The organism is Bradyrhizobium sp. dw_411, assembly GCF_018449695.1.
GTDB lineage: Bacteria > Pseudomonadota > Alphaproteobacteria > Rhizobiales > Xanthobacteraceae > Bradyrhizobium.
Map to the genome: position 1 here is coordinate 335,116 of NZ_JAAVUY010000005.1, position 26,165 is coordinate 361,280.

The window sequence follows — 26,165 nt, forward strand, 5'->3', positions numbered from 1 at the left end:
CCCCAGCGGAGATGGGACCACACTTCGATTATTCGGCAGCGGCCGGTGTTACCAGCGCATCGTTGACCGGCGGCGGTTCGCGGTTGGGCGCTTCGTTCTCGTCGGCAATCAATGCCAACCTCTCCCGCGCCTCCTGAGCCTCGCGCTGCCTGTTCCACATACTGGCATAAAGTCCGCCGCTTGCCAAAAGCTGCGCATGCGTGCCGCGCTCGGCGATGCGGCCCTGGTCCAGCACGATGATTTCGTCGGCGCCGACGATCGTGGACAGCCGATGCGCGATTACCAGCGAGGTGCGGTTGCGCGACACCCGCTCCAGCGCCTCCTGGATTTCGTGCTCGGTGTGACTGTCGAGCGCCGAGGTCGCCTCGTCGAGCACCAGGATCGGCGGCGCCTTCAAAACAGTCCGCGCGATCGCGACGCGCTGCTTCTCGCCGCCGGACAATTTCAGGCCGCGTTCGCCGACCTGGGTCTCGTAACCCTTCGGCGACATCCGGATGAAGCCGTCAATCTGCGCCAACCGCGCCGCCGCCTCCACCTCGGCATCCCCAGCATCCCAGCGACCGTAGCGAATGTTGTAGCGGATGGTGTCGTTGAACAGCACCGTATCCTGCGGGACCATGCCGATCGATGCCCGCAGCGACGATTGCGTGACATTGCGGATATCCTGGCCATCGATCAGGATCTTGCCGCTCGACACATCATAGAGACGGAACAGCAGTCGCGAGATCGTCGATTTGCCCGCGCCGGACGGACCGACAATCGCGACCGTGTGGCCGGCGGGAACCTCGAAGCTCAGGCCTTTGAGGATTGGGCGATCGGGATCGTAAGAGAATTGCACGTTTTCGAAACGTACATTGCCTGAAGTCACGACCAGCGGCGTGGCGCCGGGAATATCCTTGATCTCGGGATTGCGCGACAACACGCCGAACATCTTCTCGATATCGATCACCGCCTGCTTGATCTCGCGATAGACCATGCCCATGAAATTCAAGGGCTGATAGAGCTGGATCATCATGGCGTTAACCATGACGAAATCGCCCACTGTGTTTTTGCCGCTGCGCACGCCGATCGCGCACATCACCATGGTCGCCGTGAGACCCGCGGTGAAGATGATCGCCTGCCCGGTGTTGAGCACCGCCAGCGATGTGTAGGTTTTGACGCTGGCGCGCTCGTAACGCGCCATTGAGCCGTCGTAGCGCGTGGCCTCGCGTTCTTCGGCGCTGAAATATTTGACGGTTTCGTAATTCAACAGCGAGTCGATCGCCTTGGTGTTGGCGTCGGTGTCGGACTCGTTCATCTTGCGGCGGATCTCGATCCGCCATTCGGTCGCGATATACGTGTACCACATGAACAGCACGACGGTGATCAGCGTCGCCACCACGTAGCGCCAGTCGAACTGCCACAACAGCACGCCCGTCAGCAGCGACACCTCGACGACGGTCGGGACCAGTTGCAGGATCACCATCCGCACGATGACTTCGATGCCGGAACGGCCGCGCTCCAGAACCCGCGTCAGCCCGCCGGTCTTGCGCTCGAGATGAAAGCGCAGCGACAATTCGTGCATGTGGACGAAAGTGCGGTAAGCGAGCTTGCGCACCGCATGCATCGCGACCCGCGCGAAAATGCCGTCGCGCCATTGGGTCAGAACCGCCATCAATATGCGTAGCCCGCCGTAGCTGATCGTCATGATCAGCGGCGAGGCGATCAGCCACGCCGTCCAGTTCGAAGCTTGCACGGGCGCGGTATCGGCCCCCGTCAACGCGTCGATCGCCCATTTGAAGGTGAACGGCACCGACAGCGTCGCAACCTTGGCGACCAGCAGCAATACGACCGACCAGACCACGCTCATCTTGAGGTCGGCGCGGTCGCCCGGCCAGATATAGGGCCACAGGTGCGCCAGCGTCCCGATCAGGGTCGCCTGTTCAATGGACTTGTTGGCGGGCAGCGCCTCTCCGGTGTCCCCGGACGAGTGAGGATGGGCCATCGATCAAAGCCTGGAACAGGCCGGCGACCGGTCTGCCATCGCGGGTGTTTTTTGGTCGGTTTGCATTCTGCCCGGTCATATAGAGTGTTTGAATGCCCCGTGCACCCCAAACGGAGGTATTTCTTTCACGATTTCCCGCGATTTGCGGATAGATTTGGCTGCCGCCGCGAATCGGGCGGCTTGACGACTTTACGCTGCAGTGCCACATGGAAATGATGAGCAAGATCAAAACCGTCTGCGTCTATTGCGGATCCGGCCCCGGCACCGACCCGCGCTTTACCGAAGCCGCCGTCGCCTTGGGGAAGACTCTCGCCGAAAACGGCGTTCGCCTCGTCTATGGCGGCGGTTCCCTGGGCCTGATGGGCTCGGTAGCGACCTCGGTGCTCGATCATGGCGGCACCGTCACCGGCATCATCCCCGATTTTCTCAAGCTGCGCGAAAACGCCCTCAAGCGCGTTCAGGAGATGATCGTCACGCCCGATATGCACGAGCGCAAGCGGCTGATGTTCGAGCATTCGGACGCCTTCGTCGCATTGCCCGGTGGCATCGGCACGCTGGAGGAACTGGTCGAGCAATTGACCTGGCAGCAGCTTGGCCGTCACTCCAAGCCGATCCTGATCGCGAACATCGCGAACTTCTGGGAACCGCTGCTCGGCCTGTTGACGCATATGCGTTCCACCCAATTCATTCGGCCGACACTGGCGATCGAGATTCTGAAAGCCGAACGGGTCGAAGACATCCTGCCGAGGCTGCAAGCCGCGGCGGACAAGGCCTCCGAAGAGACCAAGCAGCTAGCCCCCGAAGTCGCGCGCCGCCTGTAATTTCTACGGCGCCAAATTTCTACGGCGCCGCCCCGCTCGCTTCGTCTTTCAGGAACGTCACCGCCTCGATGCGGTTGCCGTCGGGATCCCTGACGAAGGCTGCGTAATAACGCACCCGATCATGTGGACGCAGGCCCGGCGCGCCGTCGGAACTGCCACCGGCGGTCAGCGCCGCCGCATGAAATGCATCGACCTCGTCGGTCGATTTCGCCCGAAGACAGATGTGGACGCCGCTGCCCGGCTCGACCGGCGTCATCTCGGCGCGCAGATTGATCCAGAACTCCGGATAGGCCTTGCCGAAGCCGATTGTCGCCGGCCGGGTGACTACCCGTGACAGGCCGAGGGGGGCGAGTGTGCGTTCATAAAAGTTGGCGGCACGATCTAGGTTGCTGACGCCGACGGAGACATGGTCGAGCATGTGAAAGGCCCCCCGATATTGCAACGTCATTCCGGGATGGTGCGTTAGCACCAGACCCGGAATCTCGAGATTCCGGGTTCGATGCTTCGCATCGCCCCGGAATGACGAATAATTTCGTTAAGCTGGCGCGCCGGATTTCACCAGCTTATAAACCACCGAATCCATCAGCGCCTGAAACGACGCATCGATAATATTGGGCGAGACCCCGATCGTGGTCCAGCGCTCGCCCTCCTCGTCCGCGCTTTCGATCAGCACCCGCGTCACCGCTTCGGTGCCGCCATTGAGGATACGCACGCGATAATCGATCAGCTTGAGGCCTTCGATATATTTCTGGAATTTGCCGAGATCCTTGCGCAGCGCGACGTCGAGCGCGTTGACGGGACCGTTGCCTTCCGCCGCCGAGATCAGCTTTTCGCCGTCGACATCGACCTTCACCACCGCCATCGCCACCGTAACGCGCTGACCGTTGGCGTTGTAGCGCTGCTCGGTATTGACGTCGAACTGCTCGACCCGGAAATATTCCGGCACCCGGCCGAGTGTGCGCCGCGCCAACAGGTCGAACGATGCGTTGGCGGACTCATAGGCATAGCCCGCGGCTTCGCGCTCTTTCAGTTCCTCGACCAGACGAATCAGCTTTGGATCGTTCCTGTCATAGACGATCCCGGCGCGATCCAGTTCGGCGATCACGTTCGAGCGGCCGGCCTGATCCGACACCAGCACCTTGCGATGATTGCCAACCGCCTCGGGCGTCACATGCTCGTAGGTCTGCGGATCCTTCAGCACGGCGGAGGCGTGAATGCCGGTCTTGGTCACAAACGCGCTTTCACCGACATAGGGCGCGTGGCGATCGGGCGCACGATTGAGCATGTCGTCCAGCGTTCGCGACACCTTCATCAGGGTGGTCAGTTTGTCCGGCGACACACCTATTTCAAAGCGATCGGAGAATTCCGGCTTGAGCCGCAGGGTCGGAATCAGCGAACACAGATTGGCGTTGCCGCAGCGCTCGCCAAGACCGTTGAGCGTGCCCTGGATTTGCCGGGCGCCCGCGCGCACCGCGGCAAAGGAATTGGCCACAGCCTGTTCGGTGTCGTTATGGGCGTGAATGCCGACATGGTCGCCCGGTATGTGTTTCGTCACCTCGGTGACGATGGTTTCGACCTCATGCGGCATGGTGCCGCCATTGGTGTCGCACAACACCACCCAGCGCGCGCCGGAATCATAAGCAGCCTTGGCGCAGGCCAGCGCGAATTCCGGATTTTCCTTGTAGCCATCGAAGAAATGTTCGCAATCGAGCATGACCTCGCGGCCGGCGGATTTCGCAGCCGTCACGCTGTCGCGGATCGAGGCCAGATTTTCCTCGTTGGTGGTCTTGAGCGCGACGCGGACCTGATAGGCTGATGACTTCGCGACAAAACAGATTGCATCCGCCTTGGCTTCGAGCAATCCCGCCAACCCCGGATCGTTCGACGCGGAACGGCCGGGCCGCCGCGTCATGCCGAACGCGGTAAAGCGGGCATGATTGAGCTTCGGCTTTTCGGCGAAGAACGCGGTATCGGTGGGATTGGCGCCGGGATAGCCGCCTTCGACATAGTCGATGCCGAGTTCGTCCAGCATCTGCGCGATCAATTGCTTGTCATGCAGCGTGAAATCGACGCCATTGGTCTGCGCGCCGTCGCGCAGCGTGGTGTCGAACAGATAGAGCCGCTCGCGAGTCATGATGGCGCTCCCGGCGCGGCATTGTCGCCGAGCGTCTTCTGCATCGTGGTATTGGCGAGCCACTCGCCATTGATGGTCACCGTGTTGCGCTGCATGGCGACATAGCCGCGCTTTAAAAAGAACTCCGTCGCATTGTCGCTGGCATCGACCGTCAGCTTCGTGGCGCCACGCGCGCCGGCGAGCTTTTCCAGCGCATCGCACAGCATCGCGGCCACGCCCTGCCCGACCGCGCCGGGATGCACATAGAGCATGTCGATATGATCAGGGCCTTTCAGCGCGGCAAAACCAACCGGCGAATTCTGCAAGGTCGCGACCAGCGTCAATTCGGCCGCAAGACGCTTGCCGAATTTCTCCTCGTCCTCAACGGCGCTGGCCCAGGCTTCCTGCTGGGCTTCACTGTAATCGTCGCCGGTCAACTCCTCGATGCTGGCAGCAAAGATTGCGGCCAGCACAGGCGTGTCCTCGGCAAGAAACGGCCGCAGAGCGGGTTTAGGCAGCGCCTGTCCCATTAGCGTGCGATCTCCCAGGTGGTGCCTTCCTTGGAATCCTTGATGACCACGCCCATCGCGGCGAGTTCATCACGGATGCGATCGGATTCCTTAAAGTCCTTGCGCGCACGGGCCGCGGTGCGGTCCGAAATCAGACTATCTATCTGTTTCGCATCGATGCCGCTGGCCTGCTGCTTTCGGCCGTTCCAGGCCGCAGCAGTTTCTGACAGGAAACCGATGAGCCGCAACGAGGAAGCAAACAGCTCACGATCTTGGTCATTTCCCGAAGCCGCACTGTTACGTATGCCGTGCAGTGACGCAATCATCTGCGGCGTGTTCAGGTCGTCCGAGAGCGCTTCGATGACCGCGCCGGAAGGCTGTCCGCTCTTGATATCGGCAGCGACCCAGTACCAGTCGTCGAGCGTCTTGGCGCTTTCTTCCAGACCTTTCAGCGTCCAATCGATCGGCGAACGATAATGCGTCTTGAGCATATTGAGGCGCAGCACTTCGCCCGGCCAATCCGCCAGCAACTCATTGATCGTGACGAAGTTGCCGGTCGACTTCGACATCTTCTCGCCTTCGATCTGCAGGAAGCCGTTATGCATCCAGTAATTCGCCATCGTCGGCGTGCCGTGGGCGCAGCGCGACTGTGCGATCTCGTTTTCGTGGTGCGGAAAAATCAGATCGAGGCCGCCGCCGTGAATGTCGAAGACGTCGCCGAGATAGGCCGCGCTCATCGCGGAGCATTCAATGTGCCAGCCCGGACGTCCCCTACCCCACGGGCTTTCCCAGCCTGGTTCATTGTCCGACGATTGTTTCCAGAGCACGAAGTCAGTCGGTTGCTTTTTGTGGGCATCGACCGCGATGCGCGCACCAGCCTGCTGCTCATCGAGCTTGCGGCCTGACAGCGCGCCATAGTCCGGCATCGATTGGGTATCGAACAGCACTTCGCCACCGGCCTCATAGGCATGACCGCGCGCGATTAATTGCTTGATCAGCGTCACCATGTCGGCCTTGCCGTCGGAACGCGGCAACACGAAATCGGTCGCGCGCGGCTCGATGGTCGGCGGCAGGCAACCCAGCGCCGCGACGTCGGCATGGAACTGATTGGCGGTCTTCTCGGTGACCTTGCGGATCGCCTCGTTCAGCGGCAGGCCGGGAAAATCCCGCGCGGCGCGATCGTTGATCTTGTCGTCGACGTCGGTGATGTTGCGAACGTAAGTAACGTGACCCTCGCCATAGACATGCCGCAGCAGCCGGAACAGCACGTCGAACACGATCACCGGACGCGCGTTGCCGATATGGGCGAAGTCATAGACCGTCGGCCCGCAGACATACATCCGCACATTGGCCGGATCGAGCGGCACAAAGGCGCGCTTTTCCTTGGTCAAGGTATCGTAGAGGCGCAATTCCATGGACAACCTACCCGTTGCGGCCGGGCGTCCAATGATCTCGTGTGAGAAAAGACGGCCTCAGCCAGCGAATCGCTAGCTCATAATTTCGCGGCAAATGCCGCAAATGGCGAGGAAACCGTTCATGCGGAATACCATGCGGCAGCTTGGGGGATTGCGTCAAGTGCCTCAGAAAAGCCCATTTGGCCGACGAAACCGCGCCGCCCGCCGCGATGGTTAATCATTCTTTACACTTTGAGTTTACCGTATGACGGCGACCCCCTTCTTACCCGGTGCAGCATGCGATCCATTTCCGCGCTTTTGGCCTGCGTATTCGTCCTTGCCGCCTCGGCGGCATCGGCCGACAGCCGCGTTTTCATCGTTTCCAACCAGGCCGACGGCTACGGCGTCGACCAGTGCCTCGCCAAGGGTGAGAAATGCGGCGCCCATGCCGCTTTGTCCTATTGCCAGTCGCGGGACTTCGCCCAGGCTTCTTCCTACCGGCGCGTCGACCCGGACGAGATTACCGGCTCGGTTCCGCAAGGAAGCAAGAACTGCACCCACGCCGGCTGCGACGAATACGTCGCGATCACCTGCCAACGCTGAGGCGTCGGCTGCGGCAAGATCACACGCCGTCCCCGCCATACTGGTGCCCCGGAAACGACGTGACGATGCCCCGAGAAGCGGGTATGGGAAGGCCCCGTTGGCCGCGCCTGCGGTTTTTCCAAACCCGCGCGGAATCGCCTGATGGCCGGACATGTCTGAAGTGCTGATTTTCTCATCCAGATCGACCTTTCGATCGATTTTGGCCGGCGCAGTGTTACTCGGCGCAGCCGTGCTGGGCGTTGACGCCCGTGCGCAAGTCAGTCCGGGCGCGCCTCCACCGCCGCCACAGGGCGGCGCAGTCAATCCGATGTGCCCGCGGCTCGAAACACAACTGGCGACCATCGACCGCGGCGGCAGCACCGGCGACCCGGCCCGGGACGACCAGATCCGCCGCTATACCGATGCCGCGACCAAACAGCAGGGGGAGCTCGATCGCGTCACCTCGCAGGCCAAGCGGATGGGCTGCGACAGTTCCGGTTTCCTCTCGCTGTTCAACGGCCAATCGGCGCAATGCGGTCCGGTCAACAACCAGATTCAGCAGATGCGCGCGAACCTCGATCAGATCACGGGCAGTCTCGAGCAGTTGCGCGGCAGTGGCGGCGCCAATCGCGACAATCAGCGCCGCTCGGTGTTGCTGGCGCTCGCGCAGAATAATTGCGGGCCGCAATATGCCAACGCGGTGCAAAACCAGGGTCCGGGCAATTTTCTGAACAACCTGTTCGGCAACAACGCGCCGGGTACGCCCGGCGCCGATGTCGGCCCGCAATCCGGCACCTATCGCACCGTCTGCGTGCGCAGCTGCGACGGCGGATATTTTCCGATCTCCTTTGCCACCGTGCCCGCGCGCTTCGCCGATGACGATAAGACCTGCAAGGCGCTGTGCCCGGCCACGGAAGCCAGCCTCTACAGCTACCGCAATCCCGGCGAGGACATGAACCAGGCCGTGTCTATCAACGGTCAGCCTTATTCGTCGTCGCCGAATGCGTTTCGCTTCCGCCAGGAGTTCAACCCGTCCTGTGCGTGCAAGGCAGCCGGGCAGACCTGGTCCGATGCGCTCAAGAGCATCGACGATAAAGCCGCCGCCGAACAGCAGGGCGACATCATCGTCACCGAAGAGAGCGCGAAGAAAATGTCGCGTGCCCCGACCAAGCAACCGCCGGCTCCCGCCAAGAAAGGCGCCGCGCCGACCGCGGCTACCGCAACTCCGGATGCGCCACCCGCACCTGCCCCTGCGGCCAACAACGCGCCGGTCTCAACCGGAAGCGCGCCGGACAATAAGACGATCCGCTCGGTCGGCCCGACTTTCATTCCTCCCGCGCCAGACGCCAGAAAACGCTAGCCTTCAAACGCCTCGGCCGAGCCGCGGCTTGCGCGGGACACCAGCGTCTCGTCGGGTTTCGGCAGAGGTTTGCCGGTATCGCGAAACTTGTTGGTGATGGGATAGCGGCGGTCGCGCCCGAAATTCCGGCGCGTCACCTTGACGCCGGGGGCAGCCTGGCGCCGCTTGTATTCGGCGATATTCAACAGCCGGTCTATCCGCGTCACCACATCGCGATCGAATCCCTCGGCGACGATCGATGCCAACGGCTCCTCGCGCTCGACCAGCCGCTCCAGGATCGCATCGAGGATGTCGTAAGGCGGCAGTGAATCCTGATCGGTCTGGTTTTCGCGCAGCTCCGCGGTCGGCGGCCGCGTGATGATGTTGACCGGAATGATTTCGCCCGACGGGCCCAGCGCGCCGTCCGGCTTCCACGTGTTGCGCAGGCTGGACAGCCGAAAAACTTCGGTCTTGTAGATATCCTTGATCGGATTGTAGCCGCCGTTCATGTCGCCATAGAGCGTGGCGTAGCCGACCGACATTTCCGACTTGTTGCCGGTCGTGACCACCATCGCGCCGGTCTTGTTGGAAATCGCCATCAATAGCGTGCCGCGCGTGCGCGCCTGCAGATTTTCTTCGGTGATGTCCCGCGCCAGGCCAGCGAACGTCTCCGACAGGATCGCTTCAAAGCCGTTGACCGCCTGCGCGATCGGCAGCACCTCGTAGCGGATTCCCAACTCAGCCGCGAGCTTGGCCGCATCATCGAGCGAGACCTGCGCGGTAAAGCGAAACGGCAGCATCACGCCGCGCACCCGCTCCGCCCCCAGCGCATCGACCGCAATCGCCGCGCACAGCGCCGAGTCGATACCGCCCGAGATGCCCATCAGCACGCCGGGAAATCCGGTCTTGCCGACATAGTCGCGCAACCCCAGCACGCAGGCGGCGTAGTCGGCCTTGTCGCCCTCAATGATATCAGCGACCGGGCCGTTGCAGCGCCAGCCGGATTCACTTTTGGTCCAGCGCAGGGTTGTGATGTTTTCCTCGAACGCCGGCAATTGCGCCGCCACCGAGAGGTCCGCATTCAGCGCGAAAGAAGCACCGTCGAACACCAATTCATCCTGACCGCCGACCTGATTGAGATAGATCAGCGGCAACCCGCTTTCAGTGACCCGCGCCACCGACACCGACAGGCGGATGTCGTTCTTGTCGCGCGCATAGGGCGAGCCGTTCGGCACCACGAGAATTTCCGCGCCGGTCTCGGCGAGACATTCGACCACGTTCTCGTATTCTTCCGACTCTTCCAGCCAGGTGTCTTCGCAAATGGGAACGCCGACCCGGATGCCGCGAATGGTCACCGGGCCCGCGGCCGGGCCACGCGCGAACACGCGCTTTTCATCGAACACGCCGTAATTCGGCAGATTGGCCTTGAAGCGAATGGCGGCGATGCGGCCTTCATCGAGCAAGGCGCAGGCATTGTAGAGCTTGCCGTCCTCGACCCAGGGAACGCCGATCAGCATCGCCGGCCCGCCATCGGCGGTTTCGCGCGCGAGGTCTTCAATGGCAGCACGACAAGCCGACTGGAACGCCGGTTTCAGCACCAGATCTTCCGGCGGATAGCCCGCGATAAACAATTCCGACAGCACGACGAGATCGGCGCCATCGGATCGCGCTTTTGCGCGCGCCATCCGCGCCTTGACGGCGTTGCCGGTGACATCGCCCACCGTCGGGTTCAACTGGGCCAAAGTGATCGTGAACTGAGCGGCGTTTTCGGTCATGGAACGAAGGTGCCTTGCGCGGGGGTAAACTGCAATTGCCGGCTTTAGATCGCGCCCATGCGTTCGGCGATGGCGAACAACCAGAACAGCCCGGCCACTACCAGCGCGCCGCCCACCGCCGCCGAGCCCATGTCCTTCACCCGCCCGATCTGCGGATCGTGGTCGGTGGTCAGCCGGTCGGCGAGCTTTTCGATTGCGGTGTTGAGCAGTTCGACCACCAGCACCAGGACCACCATGGCGACCAGCTCAAACCGCCGCATCACGGTGACGCCGATCAGCCACGCGAACGGCAAGGACAGCGCCAGCGCGACCAGTTCTTCGCGAATGGCCTGCTCCGAACGGATCGCGAAAGCGAGGCCGTTGCGCGTATTGACCGTGGCCCGCCAGAACCGCAACAATTTACAGCCCCGCCGCGACCGGTAATGGGCTGGCTTGCACGCCACGTTCCTGCTTGAGCAATTCGGCGATCAGGAAAGCCATGTCGATCGACTGCTCGGCATTGAGACGGGGGTCGCAGACCGTGTGATAGCGATCGCTGAGATCCTCGTGGGTGATCGCCCGCGCGCCGCCGACGCATTCGGTGACGTCCTGGCCGGTCATTTCCAGATGGACGCCGCCGGCATGGGTGCCCTCCGCCGTATGGATGTTGAAGAACGACTTCACCTCCGACAGGATGCGGTCGAACGGCCGGGTCTTGTAGCCCGAGTTCGAGGTGATGGTGTTGCCATGCATCGGATCGCACGACCACACCACCGCGCGGCCTTCGCGCTGCACGGTTCGGATCATCTGCGGCAGGTGATCGCCGATCTTGTCGGCGCCGAAACGGCCAATCAGGGTCAGCCGCCCCGGCTCATTGTCCGGATTGAGCACGTCGATCAGCCGCAACAGATCGTCCGGCTTGAGCGAGGGGCCGCATTTCAGCCCGATCGGATTCTTGATGCCGCGGAAATATTCGACATGACCGTGATCGAGCTGGCGGGTGCGGTCGCCGATCCAGATCATGTGACCTGAGGTGGCGTACCAATCGCCGGTGGTGGAATCGACCCGCGTGAAGGCCTGCTCGTAGCCGAGCAGCAGCGCTTCGTGGCTGGTGTAGAAGTCGGTGGCGCGCAATTCCGGATGGCTTTCCAGATTGAGACCGCAGGCGCGCATGAAATTCAGCGCGTCGGAAATGCGATCCGCCAGTTCCTTGTAACGGCGCGACTGCGAGGAATCCCGCAGGAAACCCAGCATCCACTGATGCACGCTTCCCAAATTAGCGAAACCGCCGGTCGCAAACGCACGCAACAGATTGAGCGTCGCCGCCGACTGGCGATACGCCATCAACTGGCGCTGCGGATCGGGAATGCGCGAGGCCTCGGTGAACGCGATATCGTTGACGATGTCGCCGCGGTAGCTCGGCAGCGCGACGCCATCGATGGTCTCGGTCGGTGACGAGCGCGGCTTGGCGAACTGCCCGGCGATGCGGCCGACCTTCACCACCGGCAACGCGCCGGCATAGGTCAGCACCACCGCCATCTGCAGGAAGACGCGGAAGAAGTCCCGGATATTGTTGGCGCCATGTTCGGCGAAGCTCTCGGCGCAGTCGCCGCCTTGCAGCAGGAAGGCCTCGCCGGCGGCGACGCGCCCCAGCGCTTTTTTCAGGTTGCGGGCCTCACCTGCAAAAACCAGCGGTGGAAACGTCGCAAGCTGCGCCTCGACATCCGCCAATGCCTTCGCATCGGGATATTCGGGCACTTGCATCACCGGCCGGCTGCGCCAGCTATCGGGTGTCCACCGCTCGGACATGAACTTAACTCCTGAGCAAAAACCGCTACTTATATGGGGTGTCTATACGGGGCAGCGAAGGGCCGGGTTATACACAGGCTGATCTTGAACCGCTAGTTGGATTTCCGCGTCTAATGACAAGCCCTTGCAGCAAAAGCCGAATTCGCCTTTGCTGGGGGCGCGCGGAATTACAGGGCAATCGCGGTGGCTGAGGCTGGGCTGGACGACGTTTTTATCGACGATATCACCTTCCCGGCTGCGGACGGATATTCGCTGGGCGCCACGCTGTTTTTGCCCCGCGGCGCCAAGCGCCACGCCGTCCTGATCAATTCGGCCACCGCCGTACCGCGCAAGATCTACAAGGGGTTCGCCGGCTATCTCGCGCGGCGCGGCTATGCGGTGCTGACCTATGATTACCGCGGCACTGGTGACAGCCGGCAGAGGTCGCTGGTCGGCTACAATCAGTTCAAGCCGCTGGCTGGCTTCAACGCCACAATGGCGGACTGGGCTACGCTCGACGCCACCGCCGCGGTGGCGTGGATGCGCGAACGTTACAAGACGCTGCCGCTCAATTACATCGGCCATTCCTTTGGTGGCCAGGCGCTCGGGCTGCTCGCCAACAACACCGAGGTGTCGCGCGCGCTGTTGATCGCAGCGCAAGCCGGATACTGGAAGCTGATGGCGACGCCGGAGCGTTACCGCGTCTATGCGTTGTTGAACTTTATCGGCATTCCGCTCACCCGCTCGCTCGGCTACGCGCCGGGCTGGAGCGGCATCGGCGAGGATCTACCGAAGGGCGTGTTCGAGCAATGGACCCGCTGGGTCATGAGTCCACGCTATCTGTTCGACGATCCCTCCCTGAAGACGCTGCCGAATTTCGCAGCCTACAAAGGCGCGTTGCGTTCGCTGTGCCTGTCCGACGATCCCTGGGCGACGCGGCCGGCGGTTGAATTATTGTGTTCGGGCTTTACCTCGACCAAGCCGGACATCCTGACCATCACCCCCAAAGACGCCGGCGCCACCGCCATCGGCCATCTCGGCTTCTTCCGCTCCGAACACCGCGACACGCTCTGGCGGGGTGCCGCGGAATGGATGGAAGAGGCGGGGTAGCGTTTTCTCGTCATTGCGAGCGAAGCGAAGCAATCCATTCTTTCTTTGCGGCGCGATGGCTTGCTTCGCTTCGCTCGCAATGACGGCCCGCTATTTCCAAACTCCTTGACAGCCATCGCGCCGCGCGAACACATTCCCATCCAACGAAAAACAATTCGGGAGGATGATCCACATGATGTCTCGTCGGCAATTCGGCACCACCACCCTCGCCGCTGGCGTCGCGCTGGCATCGCAAAAGGTAACGGCGCAGCCGGCCAGGCGCAAAATCGTCGATGCGCAGGTGCATTTGTGGAAAGCCGAATCCGACGACTGGAAATGGGTTCCTGGCATGAAGCCGCAAATGCCCGAGCCGTTCACGATCGAAAAACTGGTGCCGCTGGTGGAGCAGGCCAAGGTCGATCGCGTCGTGATCGTGCCGCCGTCATGGCCGGGCGACCGCAACGATTACGGCCTTGAGGCCTCCAGGCGTTATCCAAATCGCTTCGCGGTGATGGGCCGCGTGCCCCTGAAGAATCCTCAAGTGGCCGCGGCGCTGCTGCCGAAATGGAAGGAGCAGCCGGGCATGCTCGGTGTGCGGCTGACGTTTCTCGGCGCGACGCAAAGCTGGCTGACCGACGGCACCGCGGACTGGTTCTGGCCGGAGGCCGAGAAAGCGGGACTTCCGGTGATGTTCCTGACCGATGGCCAGAACGCGCAGATCGCCGGTGTCGCGGAGCGCTATCCGCGCCTGCAACTGATCGCCGACCACATGGGCATCGGCGGCAATACGCTGAAGGACGGCCGCATTCCAGACGCCGTCAGCCAGACCGCGTCGCTGGCGAAATATCCCAACGTCTCGGTCAAGCTGTCAGCAACGGCGAACTATTCGTCGGAGGCCTATCCGTTCCGCGATTTCACGCCGCACATCAAGCGGCTGTTCGAAGCCTATGGCCCCAAGCGATGCTATTGGGGTACCGACATGACCAACGGCTTCGACAAGGCCACCTATGCACAGCGCATCACCCATTTCACCGAAGAATTGCCGTTCCTGTCCGAAGAGGACAAGGAATGGGTGATGGGCAAGGCGATCCTTGAACGGTTGAAATGGGCGTAGCTCCAGACACGATGCAGACAGGCTGACATCGCTGACAGGCTCCGGCGTCACCCGCTTCGTTTTCCGTCAGGGAAACACGCACCGGGTACGCTGTTAAATCCGATCTGGAAACCGCAGGATGAAGTTGTCGCGAAACGGCATCTTCACCTTCGGCAAGGTCTGCGCATCCATCGTATCGTTCGGGCCGATCAATTTATTGCCGGCGAGAATGTAGGCGGTAAGTGCGTAGACTTCATCATCCGCAAGCGTATGCGGCATTTGAAACGGCATCGCGCGGCGAATGAAATCGAACACCGTGGTTGAATAAGGCCAGAAATTGCGGATGGTTTTCTGCGCTGCATTGATGCCGATCAACTCCTTGTCGCTAACCAAGGCCGCGGCCTCGCCGCCCTTGCCGTTTTCACCGTGGCAGCCTGAGCATTTCTCCGCAAAAATCGGCGCGCCCTGCGCGGGCGTGCCGCTGCCTTTCGGCAATCCCGTGCCGTCAGGCAGGATGCTGATATCCCACGGAGCGATCGATGCCTCATCGATCGGCTTGCCGAAATTGGGCGTCTCTCCCGACGCGGCGCCGGCCGTCATCGCAAGACACAGCGAGGCAGTGAAGATCGCGCGCTTAAGCGTAGACATGCTTGACCTCCCCATTGCTGCCGACACCCCAACAGGTGATCGAATTGTAGTGCTGATTGTTGAATCCTAGGACCGGCGGCGGCTTTTCCAACTGACCGCGCGCGACGATGAATTCGGCCCGGGTCGGTTGCACCTCGCCTGACTCGTCCCACGCCCGGCTCAGCAGCGTGGCCGGGCCACCGTCCCACCGCCATGGCAGCCGGAAGCGGGTGAAGGCCTTGCTCAAGACCGGCCCCTGAAGGGCTGCTTGCGCCCAGCTTTGACCGCCGTCGGCGGAAACCATGACTTTCTCGATCCGGCCGGTGCCGGAATAAGCGATGCCCGAAATCTCGTAGAGGCCAGGCCCCTTCAGGCTGTGACCATGCGACGGGAACGTGATGAAGGATTTGACTTCCTGCAGGAAGTAAAACCGGTACGCCTTGCCGCTCGGCAGGATCGGCGCGTAGGTCCGGGATTCATACATGCTGAAGGCAGGCTGCTCCACGAGCTTGAGGCGGCGCAGGAACTTGACGTTCATGTTGCCCTCGTAGCCGGGCAGCAGCAGACGCATCGGATAACCGTTTCCGGGCATCAGGCGCTCGCCGTTCTGGTAGAGCACGATCATCGCGTCATCCAGCGCCTTCTTCATCGGGACACTGCGGCTCACCCGCGGCGAGTCCGCGCCTTCGGCGATGAGCCATTTCGCGCGCGGATCTACTCCGGTTTCCTCAAGCAAGGTCGAAAGCTTGACGCCGGTCCATTCCGCGCAGGAGGCGAGCCCGTGCAGGGCCTGCACGGTCTCCTGCAGCGGCTCCGGCGAAAACATCGGAGCACTGTTGCCGCCGCATTCGACGAACGCCGCGCGCGTCGTCATGGGATAGCGCGAAAGCGTTTCGAGCGTGAACTCCAGCGGCCGCTTCACCAGGCCATGGATCACGAGCTTATGCTTGTCCGGATCGATGCTCGGGATGCCGCCATGGTTGATGGTGAAATGCAATCCGTTGGGGGTGGTCGTTCCCTCGAGCATATGGTGCGGCGTACGCGAGTGGGAATTGCGCATCTCGTGCTTGGGATTGCTCAGCGTGCGCACGACCTTGGCCTCGAACTTCGACGGCACCTGATAGGGTGTCGTGCGATCGCCGAATTCGAGACTCCATGGTTCTTCCGTGAGCGGTTCGGCGCCCGCAGCCGCGGATGAGCCGAGGCCCACCCCTATCGCTCCCGCGATCATCGCACCGCCCCCGAGCAGCGCGCGGCGGTCGATCAAGCCGTTTCCGGCAGCGGCTTCCAAAGCTTCACCACGCATATCGCGGCGCTTGGACATTCCAGCCTCCCTTGAGTGCGGGCGTTAGATCGCCCCTTTTTCTCACCCGTCAGGCTAGCTGTTCGCTCTATCGCCGTCTACCTCCGGCAATGTCAGGTTGCCACGCCATTCACAGCGCCTTGCGGACCCAGCCATCCTGGTCCGGAACCTGGCCGCGCTGAATGCCGACCAGTTCGGCCTTCAGGGCCGCCGTGATCGGGCCCCCGTTTCCGTTGCCGATCGCGAAATCGCCTTGCGCGCTCTTGATCTGGCCGATCGCCGCGACGACGGCGGCGGTACCGCAGGCGAAACATTCGCGCAGTTTGCCGCTGGCGGCGTCGGCGCGCCACTGCGCCATCGAATAGCGTTCCTCGCGCACCGTGCGCCCGCTGCGCCGCGCCAGCGAGAGAATCGAATCCCGGGTGATGCCCGGCAGGATCGTGCCGCTCAGCGGCGGCGTCTGGATCGAGCCGTCGTCGAACACAAAGAACACGTTCATTCCGCCGAGCTCCTCGACCCAGCGATGTTCGGCGGCATCGAGGAAAACGACCTGATCGCAACCGTGCTCGATCGCTTCGGCCTGTGCCAACAGGCTCGCCGCATAATTGCCGCCGCACTTGGCCGCACCGGTGCCGCCTGCCGCCGCTCGGGTGTAGTGATCCGACAGCCAGACCGTGACGGCCTTGTCGCCGCCCTTGAAATAGGAGCCGACCGAACTCGCGATCACCATGAACAGATATTCGTAGGACGGCCGCACGCCGAGGAAGGCTTCGGTCGCAAACAGAAATGGACGCAGATAAAGGCTGCCGTCATTGCCGGGGATCCAGGCGAGGTCGGCCTTGACCAGTTCGTTGATCGCCCCGAGAAACAATTCCTCCGGCACTTCAGGCATCGCCAACCGCGCGGCTGACGTGTTGAAGCGGCGGGCGTTCTGCTCGGGGCGAAAAAGCGCGATGCTGCCGTCGTCGCGGCGATAGGCTTTCAGCCCTTCGAAAATCTCCTGGCCGTAATGCAGGACGGCTGCGGCTGGATCGAGCGAGATCGGCGCGCGGGCGCGCAGTTGCGCATCCTGCCATCCGCCGTCCTTCGTCCATCGGATCGTCACCATGTGGTCGGTAAACACGCGGCCGAAACCCGGGTCCTTGAGCAATCCGGCGCGCACGTCGGCGGCGACCGGCGTCGGATTCGGATGGATGGAAAAGGTGAGTTTCTGCGCAGCGCTCATTGCCTAAGTTCCGTAGATCGCCTCGATGGAGCGGGAATTCGCCCTCGTTCCGGGCCAGCCGCCACACCGTTCACATCACGGAATGGGCGGGGCGGCAAGTCGCCAGCCAAGCCAGCGCACGTGAATAGGCGTTCGATCCCCTGGAGGCAAGATCGCCGGCGGGCCGGGCGCCTATGCGCGCGGCCCGCCCGTACTACTGACCAAATGCCTGCCGGATCGCTTCGGCGTTTTCGTGCACGGTCTTGTTCGCAAGCGCGAGAAAAATGGGAATGGCGACGAGCAACAGCAGCAGCATGATCACGCGGGTGCGGCTGAAATAGCGTCTAGACCGCTTGGCGGTGCGGACCTTGGGATGGCCGGGCTGTTGTTCGTTGTCCATCACTTCCGCCCGCCGATAGTGCGCCCTACTCGGCGGCTTCCCGCACATAGCGCGCGCTCGGCGTGCGCATGGTCACTAATTCTTCCGCCGCGGTCGGATGCAGCGCCATGGTCGCGTCGAAGTCGGCCTTGGTCGCCTTCATCTTGATCGCGATGCCCAGCACCTGGACGGTCTCGGCGGCGCAGTCGCCGACGATATGGCAACCGACCACGCGATCGGTTGAGCCGTCGACGACCAACTTCATCAGCACTCTCGTATCGCGGCCGGAGATCGTCGCTTTCATCGGACGGAACGAAGTCTTGTAGATATCGACGTGGCTGAATTGCGCGCGCGCCTGGGTTTCGGTCAGCCCGACCGTGCCGACTTCCGGCTGGCAGAACACCGCGGTCGGAATATCGGCGTGATCGACCTCAACCGTGCGCTTGCCGAACACGGTATCGGCAAAGGCGTGACCCTCGCGGATCGCGACCGGCGTCAGATTGATGCGGTGGGTGACGTCGCCGACCGCGTAGATATTCGGCACCGAGGTGCGCGAGAAGCTGTCGACCTGGATGCCGCCATTGTTCGGATTGATCGCGACACCGGCCTTCTCAAGCCCGAGCCCCCCGATATTCGGATGCCGGCCGATCGCGAACATCACCTGGTCGGACGCGATGCTGGCGCCGCCGGACAGATGCGACGTGAATTCCTTGCCGTGTTTGTCGATCTTGTTGACGGTGCAGCCGGTCAGGATGGTAATCCCGGCCTTTTCCATCTCGCTGCGCACGTGGTCGCGGACGTCCTCGTCGAAACCACGCAGCACATTGTCGCCGCGATACACCAGCGTCACGTCGCAACCGAAGCCGGCAAAGATGCAGGCGAATTCCAGCGCGATATAGCCACCGCCCTGAATCAGGATGCGCCGCGGCAGCGTCGGCAAGTGAAACACCTCGTTGGACGAGATCACATGTTCGATGCCGGGGATCGCCTGCCCGTGGTTCGGCGCGCCGCCGGTCGCAATCAAAATGGTTTTCGAACGGATCGTCTCGCCGGTTCCGAGCCGCAGCGTATGCGCGTCCTCGAACACCGCGCGGGTCTTGACGACGCGCGCGCCGGATTTCTCCACATTGGTGGTATAGGCCGCCTCGAGTCGCGCGATCTCCCTGTCCTTGTTGGCGATCATGGTCGGCCAGTCGAAGGTCGCCGACGGGATGGTCCAGCCGAATCCCGCAGCGTCCTCGATGTCCTGATGGAAGTGCGATGCGTAGACCAGCAGCTTCTTCGGCACGCAGCCGCGGATCACGCAGGTGCCGCCCATCCGGTATTCTTCGGCGATCATGACCCGCGCACCATGGCCGGCCGCGATCCGGGCGGCGCGAACGCCGCCCGAGCCGCCGCCAATGACAAATAGATCGATGTCGAACTCAGCCATGTCTGCCTCGAAAGTCAGCTTCGATCAGATACTGGATCGGATATCTCCAATAGATATCCTTTCAGATACCCTTTGCCAGATGTCCGTACTCGGATCTCCTGCCGGAACGTCCTGATCAGATGTCCTTGCCGCGCTTGTGCATCTCGGCACGGAACTGGGCGGCCACGGTCTGCGAAAACGACTGCCCCCATTGCCTCATGAAGGCGATGCTGGACTGAATCGCCTCCGGCTCTGCCGTGAGCAGCTTCTGGCCGAGCGGCGTTTTGTAGAAAGTGACGAGATCTTTCAATTCCTGTTCGGTGAAGGCGTCGGCGTAGACCTTCGCCATGCCGTCACCGATTTCCTTCTCGCGGCCTGCCAGGCTCTGCGCGACGATAACCGCGACCTCGTTGAGGTCCCTTTGATAGTTGAGATTGTTCTGCATCAATTGAGTCTTGGTCTGCTCGACCACGCTGGGCACAGCCTGCGCATACATCGCGCTGGCTTTCTTCATGTCCAGGATTTCCTTGGCGGCCGCGATCGCAGCGGGCGAAGCCGGCTTAGCCGGCGTTTGCGCGCTCGCCGGGGCGATGGACAACGCCAGTCCCGCTGCCAGACCCGCGGCCAACATGATTTTCGAAAGACTCTTCATTTTATTCTCCTCGATGGCGGCGTTACCGCCGTTCTACAACCCGAATTCCCTGAGAGCCCGCCAGCATCGCGGTGCTGGCCAGACCGATAAATAGTCCATGTTCGACGACGCCTGGAATGGCGGTCAGCAATCCCGCCAGATGCTTCGCCTGAGATATGCGGCCCAAATGGGCATCCACAATCCAGTGGCCACCGTCGGTGACGAAAACGTGGCCGTCCTGTCGCTTTCGGACCACCATCGGGCCGGAAACGCCACATTCGGCAAAGGCGTGTCCGATCGCGCGTTGCGTCGCCGCGAGGCCAAACGGGATGACCTCGATCGGCAGCGGGAAACGACCGAGCGTCTCGACCCATTTGGAATCGTCCGCAATCACGATCATGCGATCCGACGCCGCAGCCACGATCTTTTCTCGCAGCAGCGCGCCGCCACCGCCCTTGATCAGATTCAGATCAGGGTCGATTTCGTCGGCGCCATCGACGGTCAAATCGAGCCGATCAATCTCATCCAGCGTGGTCAGAGCGATCCCGCAGCGGATCGCGTCGGCGCGGGTCGCCTCTGACGTGGGCACGCCGATCACCTTGAGCCCGGCACTGACCTGCTCGCCCAACAGCTCGACAAAATGCTTCGCGGTCGAACCGGTGCCGAGCCCGAGCTTCATGCCGTCCCGCACATATTCCAGCGCACGAGCCGCCGCCTGCCGTTTCAATTCGTCCATATTCACGGGATCAACGATGCCTCAGAGGCCGTTGCCGATCGGGCGATCGGCGGTGTCCGGCGGGGGCATATCTAGCGTCGTTTGACCGGGAGTAACAGCGGTATAGCGGTTACAATTGATGACTTTTATATCTTTGTCCGGTTCTGCCTCGTGCAATGCTTCGGGGGGTGATGAACCGTCTCCTACTTGCATGATGGCACGCGGACCGCTAGCGATCCACGATGACCTCTGCCCGAACCGTCATATTCGATCTGGATGGCACGCTTGTGGATACGGCGCCCGATCTGATCAACGCGCTTAATTATATCCTCGCCCGCGAGGGCATGCCCCCGGTGCCGCTGCAGTCGGCGCGCACCATGATCGGCGCCGGCGCCCGCAAGCTGCTTGAACGCGGCCTGGAATTGGACGGCCGCACGGTTGCGCTCGAAGAGCTCGACCGGCTCACCCGTGACTTCATTGCGTATTATGCGGATCATATCGCCGACGACTCGCGCCCGTTCGAGGGCCTCGAAAGCGCGCTCGATGATCTCGCGGCCCGCGGCTATCGTTTTGCGGTCTGCACCAACAAACTGGAATGGCTGTCAAAGCTGCTGCTGGACCGGCTGGGGTTGAGCGCAAGATTTGCCGCGATTTGCGGCGCCGACACCTTCGGTATCGCAAAGCCAGATCCAGCGATCCTGCGCCAGACAGTGGCCCGCGCCGGGGGCGAGATGGCCTCAAGCGTGATGGTTGGCGACGCCGGCCCGGATATCGGCGTGGCCCGGCGGGCCAGTGTACCCGTCATCGGGGTCAAATTCGGGTATACCGAGATACCCATTGCCGAGCTCAAACCGGATCTGCTGATCGGCCATATGCGCGAATTGCCGGCTGCTGTGGAAACCCTGATGGCCGCTCAAAAATCGATATAGATCATTGATTTTGCTTAATAATTTTATTTAACTCAATCCAGGCATTAACCAATAATTAGTGAAGGCCGCCCACATGGTTGCGCCGCAGTCCTGACGCTCTTATGGTCCCGCTGGGGATTGTGGCAGTTTGCCGCAGAGAGTGACGGATTGATCATGCGTCGTGTTATCGCGATTGCCGCAGCGAGCCTCAGTCTCGCTGGGTGTTCTTCGTTTTCCATGGACTATTTCAAGTCTGCGCCGCCAACCATGCAGGTTCAGATCGAATCGAACCCGCCGGGCGCCGATGCGCGGACGTCACTGGGACAGAGCTGTAAAACGCCCTGCTCGGTAACCCTCCCCGTACCCGAGTCCGGCGGCTTTACGGTCAGTTACGCGATGCCCCGGTTCCAGCCGGCCACCGTCCCGGTCCAGATCATCCGCGAGCCTGGCAGTCTCATCAGCGCCGGCACGGCGAGGCCCGATCCCAATCCGGTGGTCACGGAGCTGCAGCCGATCGGCCCGCCGCCCCGCGCCAAACCGATGCGGCCGAAAAAACCGAGGGTGCCCAAGGGCACCGCTGCAGCCCCACCGGCTGATGGCTCGGACGCCCCGCCCCCGGCAGCCGCGCCTGCCCGCTGATTGCGTGCACTGCACCCGTCAATCTGCGGATTGTATAGCGATACCAAGGTGCCTAGATTGAGTTGGCGCAGCGCCGTTTCCTGCTATGACGGGCGCGCGTCCACTGGCACAGTTGAATGACCGGAACTTTACTCGATCCACCCGCATCACTGCTGCGTCCGATGACCGACCCGTTCGGCCGGACCATCAGCTATCTGCGCGTGTCGGTCACCGATCGCTGCGATCTGCGCTGTTTTTATTGCATGTCGGAAGACATGACATTCCTGCCCAAGGCCGATCTGCTGACGCTCGAGGAACTCGACCGGCTGTGCTCGGCCTTCATCGCCAAGGGTGTGCGCAAACTGCGCCTCACCGGCGGCGAACCGCTGGTCCGGCGCAATGTGATGTCGCTGGTGCGCTCGCTGTCGCGGCACCTCAAATCCGGCGCGCTCAATGAGCTGACGCTGACGACCAACGGCTCGCAGCTCGCACGTTACGCCAGCGAATTGCGTGACGCCGGCGTACGCCGCATCAACGTCTCGATGGATACGCTCGACCCGGTGAAATTCCGGGCCATCACCCGCTGGGGCGATCTCGACAAGGTTCTGGCCGGCATCGAAGCGGCGCGCTCGGCGGGCATCGCGGTGAAGATCAACGCGGTGGCGCTCAAGAACATGAACGAGGACGAGATCCCCGCGCTGATGGAATGGGCGCATCGCCAGGACATGGCGCTGACGCTGATCGAAGTAATGCCGATGGGCGATATCGGCGAGGGACGCATCGATCAGTATGTACCGCTGTCCCTGCTCCGCGCGCAGCTCGCCAAGCAATACACGTTGACCGATCTCGACGACGACACCGGCGGCCCTGCCCGCTACGTTCGCGTTGACGAAACCGGCGGCAAGCTCGGCTTCATCACGCCGATGACCCATAATTTCTGCGAGTCCTGCAACCGGGTGCGGATTACCTGCACCGGCACGCTGCATACCTGCCTCGGTCACGAGGACGCCTCCGATTTGCGCCGGCCGCTGCGCGCTTCCGCAGACAACGACCTGCTCAGTGCCGCCATCGACCGCGCCATTGGCCTGAAGCCGAAGGGCCATGACTTCATCATCGATCGTCGGCACAACCGCCCGAGCGTCAGCCGCCATATGAGCGTGACCGGCGGCTAAATATCGGGCATCCGAGCGCTGCGGTTGTGATTTACCAAAACCTCCGCAACCAATTGATCCCACGTCAATTTGCCCATTTTCCAATTGACGCCGCCAAGGCGCGCTGAAATGGTGCGCTGGCTTTTATGCCTGTTCGGCTGGATAAGCCGCCGTGCGCCGGATGGGCGCGGTCAAGATGGCAAGAGCGCAATTGGGGGGGACTATCGTTGCGATCGCTCCTGAAAATGAGCCGTGATTCTGCGTGCGGACGCCAAGCGACGCCCGTTGAAACAACGCGCGTCCGTTGATGGCGAGCGCCGGAGAAAACACCATGCGTCCATTTCTGGCGATCAGCACCGTCATCGACCTGATCAATGAAAAAATCGGTTACGTCTGCAATTTCCTGGTGCTGGCTGCCTGCCTTGTGAGCGCCGGCAATGCGATGATCCGCTATGCCTTCGGTTACAGCTCGAATGGCTGGCTAGAACTGCAATGGTACATGTTCGCGATCCTGGTGATGTTCGGCGCCTCCTACACCTTCAAGCGCAACGAGCATGTCCGGGTCGAAATCCTCTATCTGTTTCTCTCTGAGCGAGGACAACTCTGGCTCGACATGATCGGGACACTGTTCTTCCTGATCCCGGCCTGTCTACTGCTCGCCTATCTGTCCTGGCCGTTCTTCTATCAGGCCTATGCCGTCGGTGAGATGTCGGGCAATGCCGGCGGTCTCATTCGCTGGCCGATCAAATTCGTGATTCCCTCAGGTTTCGTTATGCTCGCACTGCAAGGCGTCTCGGAGGTCATCAAGCGCATCGCCGCCCTTCAGGGGCAGGTGACGATCGATGCGAAATACGAGAGGCCGACGCAATGATTACGCTGCAAACGATGCCGCCGCTGATGTTCGGCGGCCTGGTTGTCGCCATGCTGATCGGCTTTCCCGTAGCCTTCACGCTGGCCGCGGTCGGACTTTCCTTCGGCTTCCTAGCCATTCATCTCGGCTTTTTCGATCTGAATTTTCTCCAGGCGATTCCGGGCCGGGTATTCGGCAGCGTGCTTTCAAACGAGCTGCTGCTCGCGATTCCGTTCTTCACGTTCATGGGCGCGATCCTGGAGCGCTGCGGGCTTGCCGAAGACATGTTGGATTCGATGGGCCAGTTGTTCGGCCCGATCCGCGGCGGCCTCGGCTATTCGGTTATCCTGGTCGGCTTCATTCTCGGCGCCATCACCGGCACGGTGGCGGCACAGGTCATTGCGATGGCGCTGATCTCGATGCCGGTGATGATCCGCTACGGCTACAACATGCGTTACATCACCGGCGTGCTGGCGGCCTCCGGCACCATCACGCAATTGGTGCCGCCGTCGCTGGTGCTGATCGTGCTGGCCGATCAACTCGGCAAGTCCGTCGGCGACATGTATCTCGGCGCGTGGGGTCCCTCGATCTTCCAGATATTCCTGTTCGCCGGCTACACTTTCGTGCTCGGCATTTTCAGGCCCGATTACCTGCCGCCGGTGCCGAAAACCGAACTGACGCTGACGGGCTGGCCGCTGTGGCGCAAATGCCTGCTCGGCATCATCCCGTCCGCGGTGCTTATTTTTGTCGTGCTCGGCACCATGATGATGGGTCTGGCGACGCCGACCGAGGCCGGCGCGATGGGCGCCGTCGGCGCCATCGTACTGGCGGCGATCCACAGCAAGGATTTCAGCACCACCGGCCGCAAGGCGCTGATCATTGGCGTGATCACCGGCGGTATCGGCACCATCATCGGAATCTTCGCGACCGATGGTCTCGTCTTCAAGCTGGCGTTCGCCATCACTTATCTGGCGGTGGTCTGGATCTGCCTTGAGGCGGTGCGCATTCCCGAACTGCGCGACCTGATCAAGCAGGGCTATGAAACCACCATGCGCATCACCACGATGGTGGTGTTCATCCTGATCGGTTCGACCTGCTTCTCAGTAGTGTTCCTCGGCGTCTCCGGTGGCGTCTGGCTGGAAAATCTGTTGACCTCCCTGCCCGGCGGCGTCTGGGGCTTCCTGATCTTCATCAACCTGTTCATCTTCTTCCTGGCGTTCTTCCTCGACTTCTTCGAGATCGCCTTCATCATCCTACCGATGATTGCGCCGATCGCGCAGAAAGTCCTGGCGCCGGTCGTAGGCCCCGATGCCGCGCTGATCTGGTTCGGCGTCATGCTGTGCGTGAACATGCAGACCTCGTTCATGCATCCGCCGTTCGGTTTCGCGCTGTTCTATCTGCGCGGCGTCGCGCCCAAGGAAGTGAAGAGCTCCGACATCTATTGGGGCGCGCTGCCCTGGGTCGGACTGCAGGCGATCATGGTCGCGATCGTGATCGCGTTCCCGATCACGGTGACCGGCCTGCTCGACAAGCCGCTCAATGTCGATCTCAACACGATCAAGATCGACGTGCCGCAGATGGAGCTGCCACCGCTCGACTTCGGGCCACCGGCGAAGTAGCCGCGATGTCCCCCCACAAAGCAAAACTCCTGGTAGCTTTCGCTCCGGGAGTTTTTCGTTTGTAAATTCGCCTAGAACCTCATCGGTTCTGATTGAATCAGAACCGGGCTCTACTCTTCTGTTTTGACGCGTTTTCTTCACGCGAAGCCGGTATCCACTTCGCTCGAAAACGCTATAGCTCAATCACCGGTTTGTAGGATGGGTTGAGCACTTGCGAAACCCATCGCTTTTATAGAGACGCGATGGGTATCACTGCGCTCCACCCATCCTACGAAGTTCCCGG

Annotated in this window: 25 protein-coding genes; 10 read left to right on the forward strand and 15 right to left on the reverse strand. The window is 61.9% G+C overall.

Going from position 1 to position 26,165, the window contains the following annotated elements; all coding sequences use genetic code 11:
• Nucleotides 1–28: 28 nt before the first annotated feature.
• Nucleotides 29–1,984, reverse strand: a complete 1,956-nt coding sequence (locus HB676_RS10785; RefSeq protein ID WP_213737767.1) for an ABC transporter ATP-binding protein/permease — start codon at nt 1,982–1,984, stop codon at nt 29–31.
• Nucleotides 1,985–2,199: 215 nt separating this feature from the next.
• Between HB676_RS10785 and HB676_RS10790 the strand changes: the two genes are divergently transcribed.
• The gene (locus HB676_RS10790; RefSeq protein WP_213737768.1) at nt 2,200–2,805 is read left to right on the forward strand and encodes a TIGR00730 family Rossman fold protein; all 606 of its coding nucleotides are present in this window, start codon (nt 2,200–2,202) and stop codon (nt 2,803–2,805) included.
• Nucleotides 2,806–2,824: 19 nt separating this feature from the next.
• Here the strand turns inward: HB676_RS10790 and HB676_RS10795 are convergent, their stop codons facing one another.
• The 4 genes from HB676_RS10795 to cysS form a co-directional block, all read right to left on the reverse strand.
• The gene (locus HB676_RS10795) at nt 2,825–3,223 is read right to left on the reverse strand and encodes a VOC family protein (protein WP_213737769.1); all 399 of its coding nucleotides are present in this window, start codon (nt 3,221–3,223) and stop codon (nt 2,825–2,827) included.
• A gap of 117 nt (nt 3,224–3,340) precedes the next feature.
• Nucleotides 3,341–4,939 (reverse strand): citramalate synthase, encoded by a 1,599-nt coding sequence (gene cimA / locus HB676_RS10800; RefSeq protein ID WP_213737770.1) that lies wholly within the window; start codon nt 4,937–4,939, stop codon nt 3,341–3,343.
• Nucleotides 4,936–5,448 (reverse strand): GNAT family N-acetyltransferase, encoded by a 513-nt coding sequence (locus tag HB676_RS10805; protein WP_213737771.1) that lies wholly within the window; start codon nt 5,446–5,448, stop codon nt 4,936–4,938. The genes cimA and HB676_RS10805 overlap by 4 nt, the downstream gene beginning before the upstream one ends.
• The gene (gene cysS / locus HB676_RS10810) at nt 5,448–6,842 is read right to left on the reverse strand and encodes a cysteine--tRNA ligase (protein WP_213737772.1); all 1,395 of its coding nucleotides are present in this window, start codon (nt 6,840–6,842) and stop codon (nt 5,448–5,450) included. Before cysS ends, HB676_RS10805 begins: the two co-directional genes overlap by 1 nt.
• A 276-nt stretch (nt 6,843–7,118) precedes the next feature.
• Here cysS and HB676_RS10815 point away from each other — a divergent pair, with 276 nt between their 5' ends.
• Nucleotides 7,119–7,424 carry a hypothetical protein gene (locus HB676_RS10815; protein ID WP_213737773.1) on the forward strand — a complete coding sequence of 102 codons (306 nt, stop codon included), beginning with the start codon at nt 7,119–7,121 and terminating at the stop codon, nt 7,422–7,424.
• A gap of 151 nt (nt 7,425–7,575) precedes the next feature.
• Nucleotides 7,576–8,763 carry a DUF2865 domain-containing protein gene (locus HB676_RS10820; protein WP_213737774.1) on the forward strand — a complete coding sequence of 396 codons (1,188 nt, stop codon included), beginning with the start codon at nt 7,576–7,578 and terminating at the stop codon, nt 8,761–8,763.
• Here HB676_RS10820 and HB676_RS10825 read toward each other — a convergent pair.
• Genes HB676_RS10825 through HB676_RS10835 form a run of 3 tightly spaced genes read right to left on the reverse strand, consistent with a single transcriptional unit; the run spans nt 8,760 to nt 12,305 of the window.
• Entirely contained in the window at nt 8,760–10,517 is a 1,758-nt protein-coding gene (locus HB676_RS10825) for an NAD+ synthase (protein WP_213737775.1), read from the reverse strand. The genes HB676_RS10820 and HB676_RS10825 overlap by 4 nt on opposite strands.
• Before the next feature lie 44 nt (nt 10,518–10,561).
• Nucleotides 10,562–10,915, reverse strand: a complete 354-nt coding sequence (locus tag HB676_RS10830) for a diacylglycerol kinase (protein ID WP_213737776.1) — start codon at nt 10,913–10,915, stop codon at nt 10,562–10,564.
• 1 nt (nt 10,916) lies between these two features.
• Nucleotides 10,917–12,305 carry a 3-deoxy-7-phosphoheptulonate synthase class II gene (locus HB676_RS10835; RefSeq protein ID WP_213737777.1) on the reverse strand — a complete coding sequence of 463 codons (1,389 nt, stop codon included), beginning with the start codon at nt 12,303–12,305 and terminating at the stop codon, nt 10,917–10,919.
• 183 nt (nt 12,306–12,488) lie between these two features.
• Between HB676_RS10835 and HB676_RS10840 the strand changes: the two genes are divergently transcribed.
• Both HB676_RS10840 and HB676_RS10845 read left to right on the forward strand, forming a co-directional pair.
• Entirely contained in the window at nt 12,489–13,394 is a 906-nt protein-coding gene (locus HB676_RS10840; protein ID WP_213737778.1) for an alpha/beta fold hydrolase, read from the forward strand.
• A 172-nt stretch (nt 13,395–13,566) separates the two neighbouring features.
• On the forward strand, nt 13,567–14,487 hold the full coding sequence (locus tag HB676_RS10845) for an amidohydrolase family protein (protein ID WP_213737779.1): 921 nt from the start codon (nt 13,567–13,569) through the stop codon (nt 14,485–14,487).
• Nucleotides 14,488–14,580: 93 nt separating this feature from the next.
• Here HB676_RS10845 and HB676_RS10850 read toward each other — a convergent pair whose 3' ends face one another.
• The 7 genes from HB676_RS10850 to rpiA form a co-directional block, all read right to left on the reverse strand.
• Complete coding sequence (locus HB676_RS10850; RefSeq protein WP_213737780.1) at nt 14,581–15,114, reverse strand: c-type cytochrome; 534 nt, start codon at nt 15,112–15,114, stop codon at nt 14,581–14,583.
• Nucleotides 15,101–16,417, reverse strand: a complete 1,317-nt coding sequence (gene soxC, locus HB676_RS10855; protein WP_249780168.1) for a sulfite dehydrogenase — start codon at nt 16,415–16,417, stop codon at nt 15,101–15,103. Before soxC ends, HB676_RS10850 begins: the two co-directional genes overlap by 14 nt.
• Before the next feature lie 109 nt (nt 16,418–16,526).
• Nucleotides 16,527–17,621 carry a branched-chain amino acid aminotransferase gene (locus HB676_RS10860; RefSeq protein WP_213737781.1) on the reverse strand — a complete coding sequence of 365 codons (1,095 nt, stop codon included), beginning with the start codon at nt 17,619–17,621 and terminating at the stop codon, nt 16,527–16,529.
• Between the two features lie 193 nt (nt 17,622–17,814).
• A complete protein-coding gene (locus tag HB676_RS10865) occupies nt 17,815–18,000 on the reverse strand; it encodes a hypothetical protein (RefSeq protein ID WP_213737782.1) in 186 nt (61 codons plus the stop codon).
• Nucleotides 18,001–18,025: 25 nt separating this feature from the next.
• Entirely contained in the window at nt 18,026–19,411 is a 1,386-nt protein-coding gene (gene gor, locus HB676_RS10870; RefSeq protein WP_213737783.1) for a glutathione-disulfide reductase, read from the reverse strand.
• A 115-nt stretch (nt 19,412–19,526) separates the two neighbouring features.
• Nucleotides 19,527–20,042: a DUF2059 domain-containing protein gene (locus HB676_RS10875; RefSeq protein ID WP_213737784.1), complete on the reverse strand. Its 516-nt coding sequence runs from the start codon at nt 20,040–20,042 to the stop codon at nt 19,527–19,529.
• Between the two features lie 22 nt (nt 20,043–20,064).
• Nucleotides 20,065–20,763, reverse strand: a complete 699-nt coding sequence (gene rpiA, locus HB676_RS10880) for a ribose-5-phosphate isomerase RpiA (protein WP_213737785.1) — start codon at nt 20,761–20,763, stop codon at nt 20,065–20,067.
• Between the two features lie 215 nt (nt 20,764–20,978).
• On the opposite strand from rpiA, the gene HB676_RS10885 reads away from it, so the two are divergent.
• From HB676_RS10885 to HB676_RS10905, 5 genes are all read left to right on the forward strand, one after another.
• The gene (locus tag HB676_RS10885; protein ID WP_213737786.1) at nt 20,979–21,665 is read left to right on the forward strand and encodes an HAD-IA family hydrolase; all 687 of its coding nucleotides are present in this window, start codon (nt 20,979–20,981) and stop codon (nt 21,663–21,665) included.
• A 153-nt stretch (nt 21,666–21,818) separates the two neighbouring features.
• Nucleotides 21,819–22,283, forward strand: a complete 465-nt coding sequence (locus tag HB676_RS10890; RefSeq protein WP_213737787.1) for a hypothetical protein — start codon at nt 21,819–21,821, stop codon at nt 22,281–22,283.
• Nucleotides 22,284–22,399: 116 nt separating this feature from the next.
• Nucleotides 22,400–23,434, forward strand: a complete 1,035-nt coding sequence (gene moaA / locus HB676_RS10895) for a GTP 3',8-cyclase MoaA (RefSeq protein ID WP_213737788.1) — start codon at nt 22,400–22,402, stop codon at nt 23,432–23,434.
• Nucleotides 23,435–23,744: 310 nt separating this feature from the next.
• Nucleotides 23,745–24,284: a TRAP transporter small permease subunit gene (locus HB676_RS10900; RefSeq protein ID WP_213737789.1), complete on the forward strand. Its 540-nt coding sequence runs from the start codon at nt 23,745–23,747 to the stop codon at nt 24,282–24,284.
• Nucleotides 24,281–25,882 (forward strand): TRAP transporter large permease subunit, encoded by a 1,602-nt coding sequence (locus tag HB676_RS10905; protein ID WP_213737790.1) that lies wholly within the window; start codon nt 24,281–24,283, stop codon nt 25,880–25,882. The genes HB676_RS10900 and HB676_RS10905 overlap by 4 nt, the downstream gene beginning before the upstream one ends.
• Nucleotides 25,883–26,165 lie beyond the last annotated feature (283 nt).

What these genes read in the sequence shown, in the direction of transcription:
- HB676_RS10785 (WP_213737767.1), bottom strand. Translation starts at nt 1,984, where the DNA reads ATGGCCCATCCTCACTCGTCCGGGGACACCGGAGAGGCGCTGCCCGCC.
- HB676_RS10790 (WP_213737768.1), top strand. Translation starts at nt 2,200, where the DNA reads ATGAGCAAGATCAAAACCGTCTGCGTCTATTGCGGATCCGGCCCCGGC.
- HB676_RS10795 (WP_213737769.1), bottom strand. Translation starts at nt 3,223, where the DNA reads ATGCTCGACCATGTCTCCGTCGGCGTCAGCAACCTAGATCGTGCCGCC.
- cimA (WP_213737770.1), bottom strand. Translation starts at nt 4,939, where the DNA reads ATGACTCGCGAGCGGCTCTATCTGTTCGACACCACGCTGCGCGACGGC.
- HB676_RS10805 (WP_213737771.1), bottom strand. Translation starts at nt 5,448, where the DNA reads ATGGGACAGGCGCTGCCTAAACCCGCTCTGCGGCCGTTTCTTGCCGAG.
- cysS (WP_213737772.1), bottom strand. Translation starts at nt 6,842, where the DNA reads ATGGAATTGCGCCTCTACGATACCTTGACCAAGGAAAAGCGCGCCTTT.
- HB676_RS10815 (WP_213737773.1), top strand. Translation starts at nt 7,119, where the DNA reads ATGCGATCCATTTCCGCGCTTTTGGCCTGCGTATTCGTCCTTGCCGCC.
- HB676_RS10820 (WP_213737774.1), top strand. Translation starts at nt 7,576, where the DNA reads ATGTCTGAAGTGCTGATTTTCTCATCCAGATCGACCTTTCGATCGATT.
- HB676_RS10825 (WP_213737775.1), bottom strand. Translation starts at nt 10,517, where the DNA reads ATGACCGAAAACGCCGCTCAGTTCACGATCACTTTGGCCCAGTTGAAC.
- HB676_RS10835 (WP_213737777.1), bottom strand. Translation starts at nt 12,305, where the DNA reads ATGTCCGAGCGGTGGACACCCGATAGCTGGCGCAGCCGGCCGGTGATG.
- HB676_RS10845 (WP_213737779.1), top strand. Translation starts at nt 13,567, where the DNA reads ATGATGTCTCGTCGGCAATTCGGCACCACCACCCTCGCCGCTGGCGTC.
- HB676_RS10850 (WP_213737780.1), bottom strand. Translation starts at nt 15,114, where the DNA reads ATGTCTACGCTTAAGCGCGCGATCTTCACTGCCTCGCTGTGTCTTGCG.
- soxC (WP_249780168.1), bottom strand. Translation starts at nt 16,417, where the DNA reads ATGTCCAAGCGCCGCGATATGCGTGGTGAAGCTTTGGAAGCCGCTGCC.
- HB676_RS10860 (WP_213737781.1), bottom strand. Translation starts at nt 17,621, where the DNA reads ATGAGCGCTGCGCAGAAACTCACCTTTTCCATCCATCCGAATCCGACG.
- HB676_RS10865 (WP_213737782.1), bottom strand. Translation starts at nt 18,000, where the DNA reads ATGGACAACGAACAACAGCCCGGCCATCCCAAGGTCCGCACCGCCAAG.
- gor (WP_213737783.1), bottom strand. Translation starts at nt 19,411, where the DNA reads ATGGCTGAGTTCGACATCGATCTATTTGTCATTGGCGGCGGCTCGGGC.
- HB676_RS10875 (WP_213737784.1), bottom strand. Translation starts at nt 20,042, where the DNA reads ATGAAGAGTCTTTCGAAAATCATGTTGGCCGCGGGTCTGGCAGCGGGA.
- HB676_RS10885 (WP_213737786.1), top strand. Translation starts at nt 20,979, where the DNA reads ATGACCTCTGCCCGAACCGTCATATTCGATCTGGATGGCACGCTTGTG.
- HB676_RS10890 (WP_213737787.1), top strand. Translation starts at nt 21,819, where the DNA reads ATGCGTCGTGTTATCGCGATTGCCGCAGCGAGCCTCAGTCTCGCTGGG.
- moaA (WP_213737788.1), top strand. Translation starts at nt 22,400, where the DNA reads ATGACCGGAACTTTACTCGATCCACCCGCATCACTGCTGCGTCCGATG.
- HB676_RS10900 (WP_213737789.1), top strand. Translation starts at nt 23,745, where the DNA reads ATGCGTCCATTTCTGGCGATCAGCACCGTCATCGACCTGATCAATGAA.
- HB676_RS10905 (WP_213737790.1), top strand. Translation starts at nt 24,281, where the DNA reads ATGATTACGCTGCAAACGATGCCGCCGCTGATGTTCGGCGGCCTGGTT.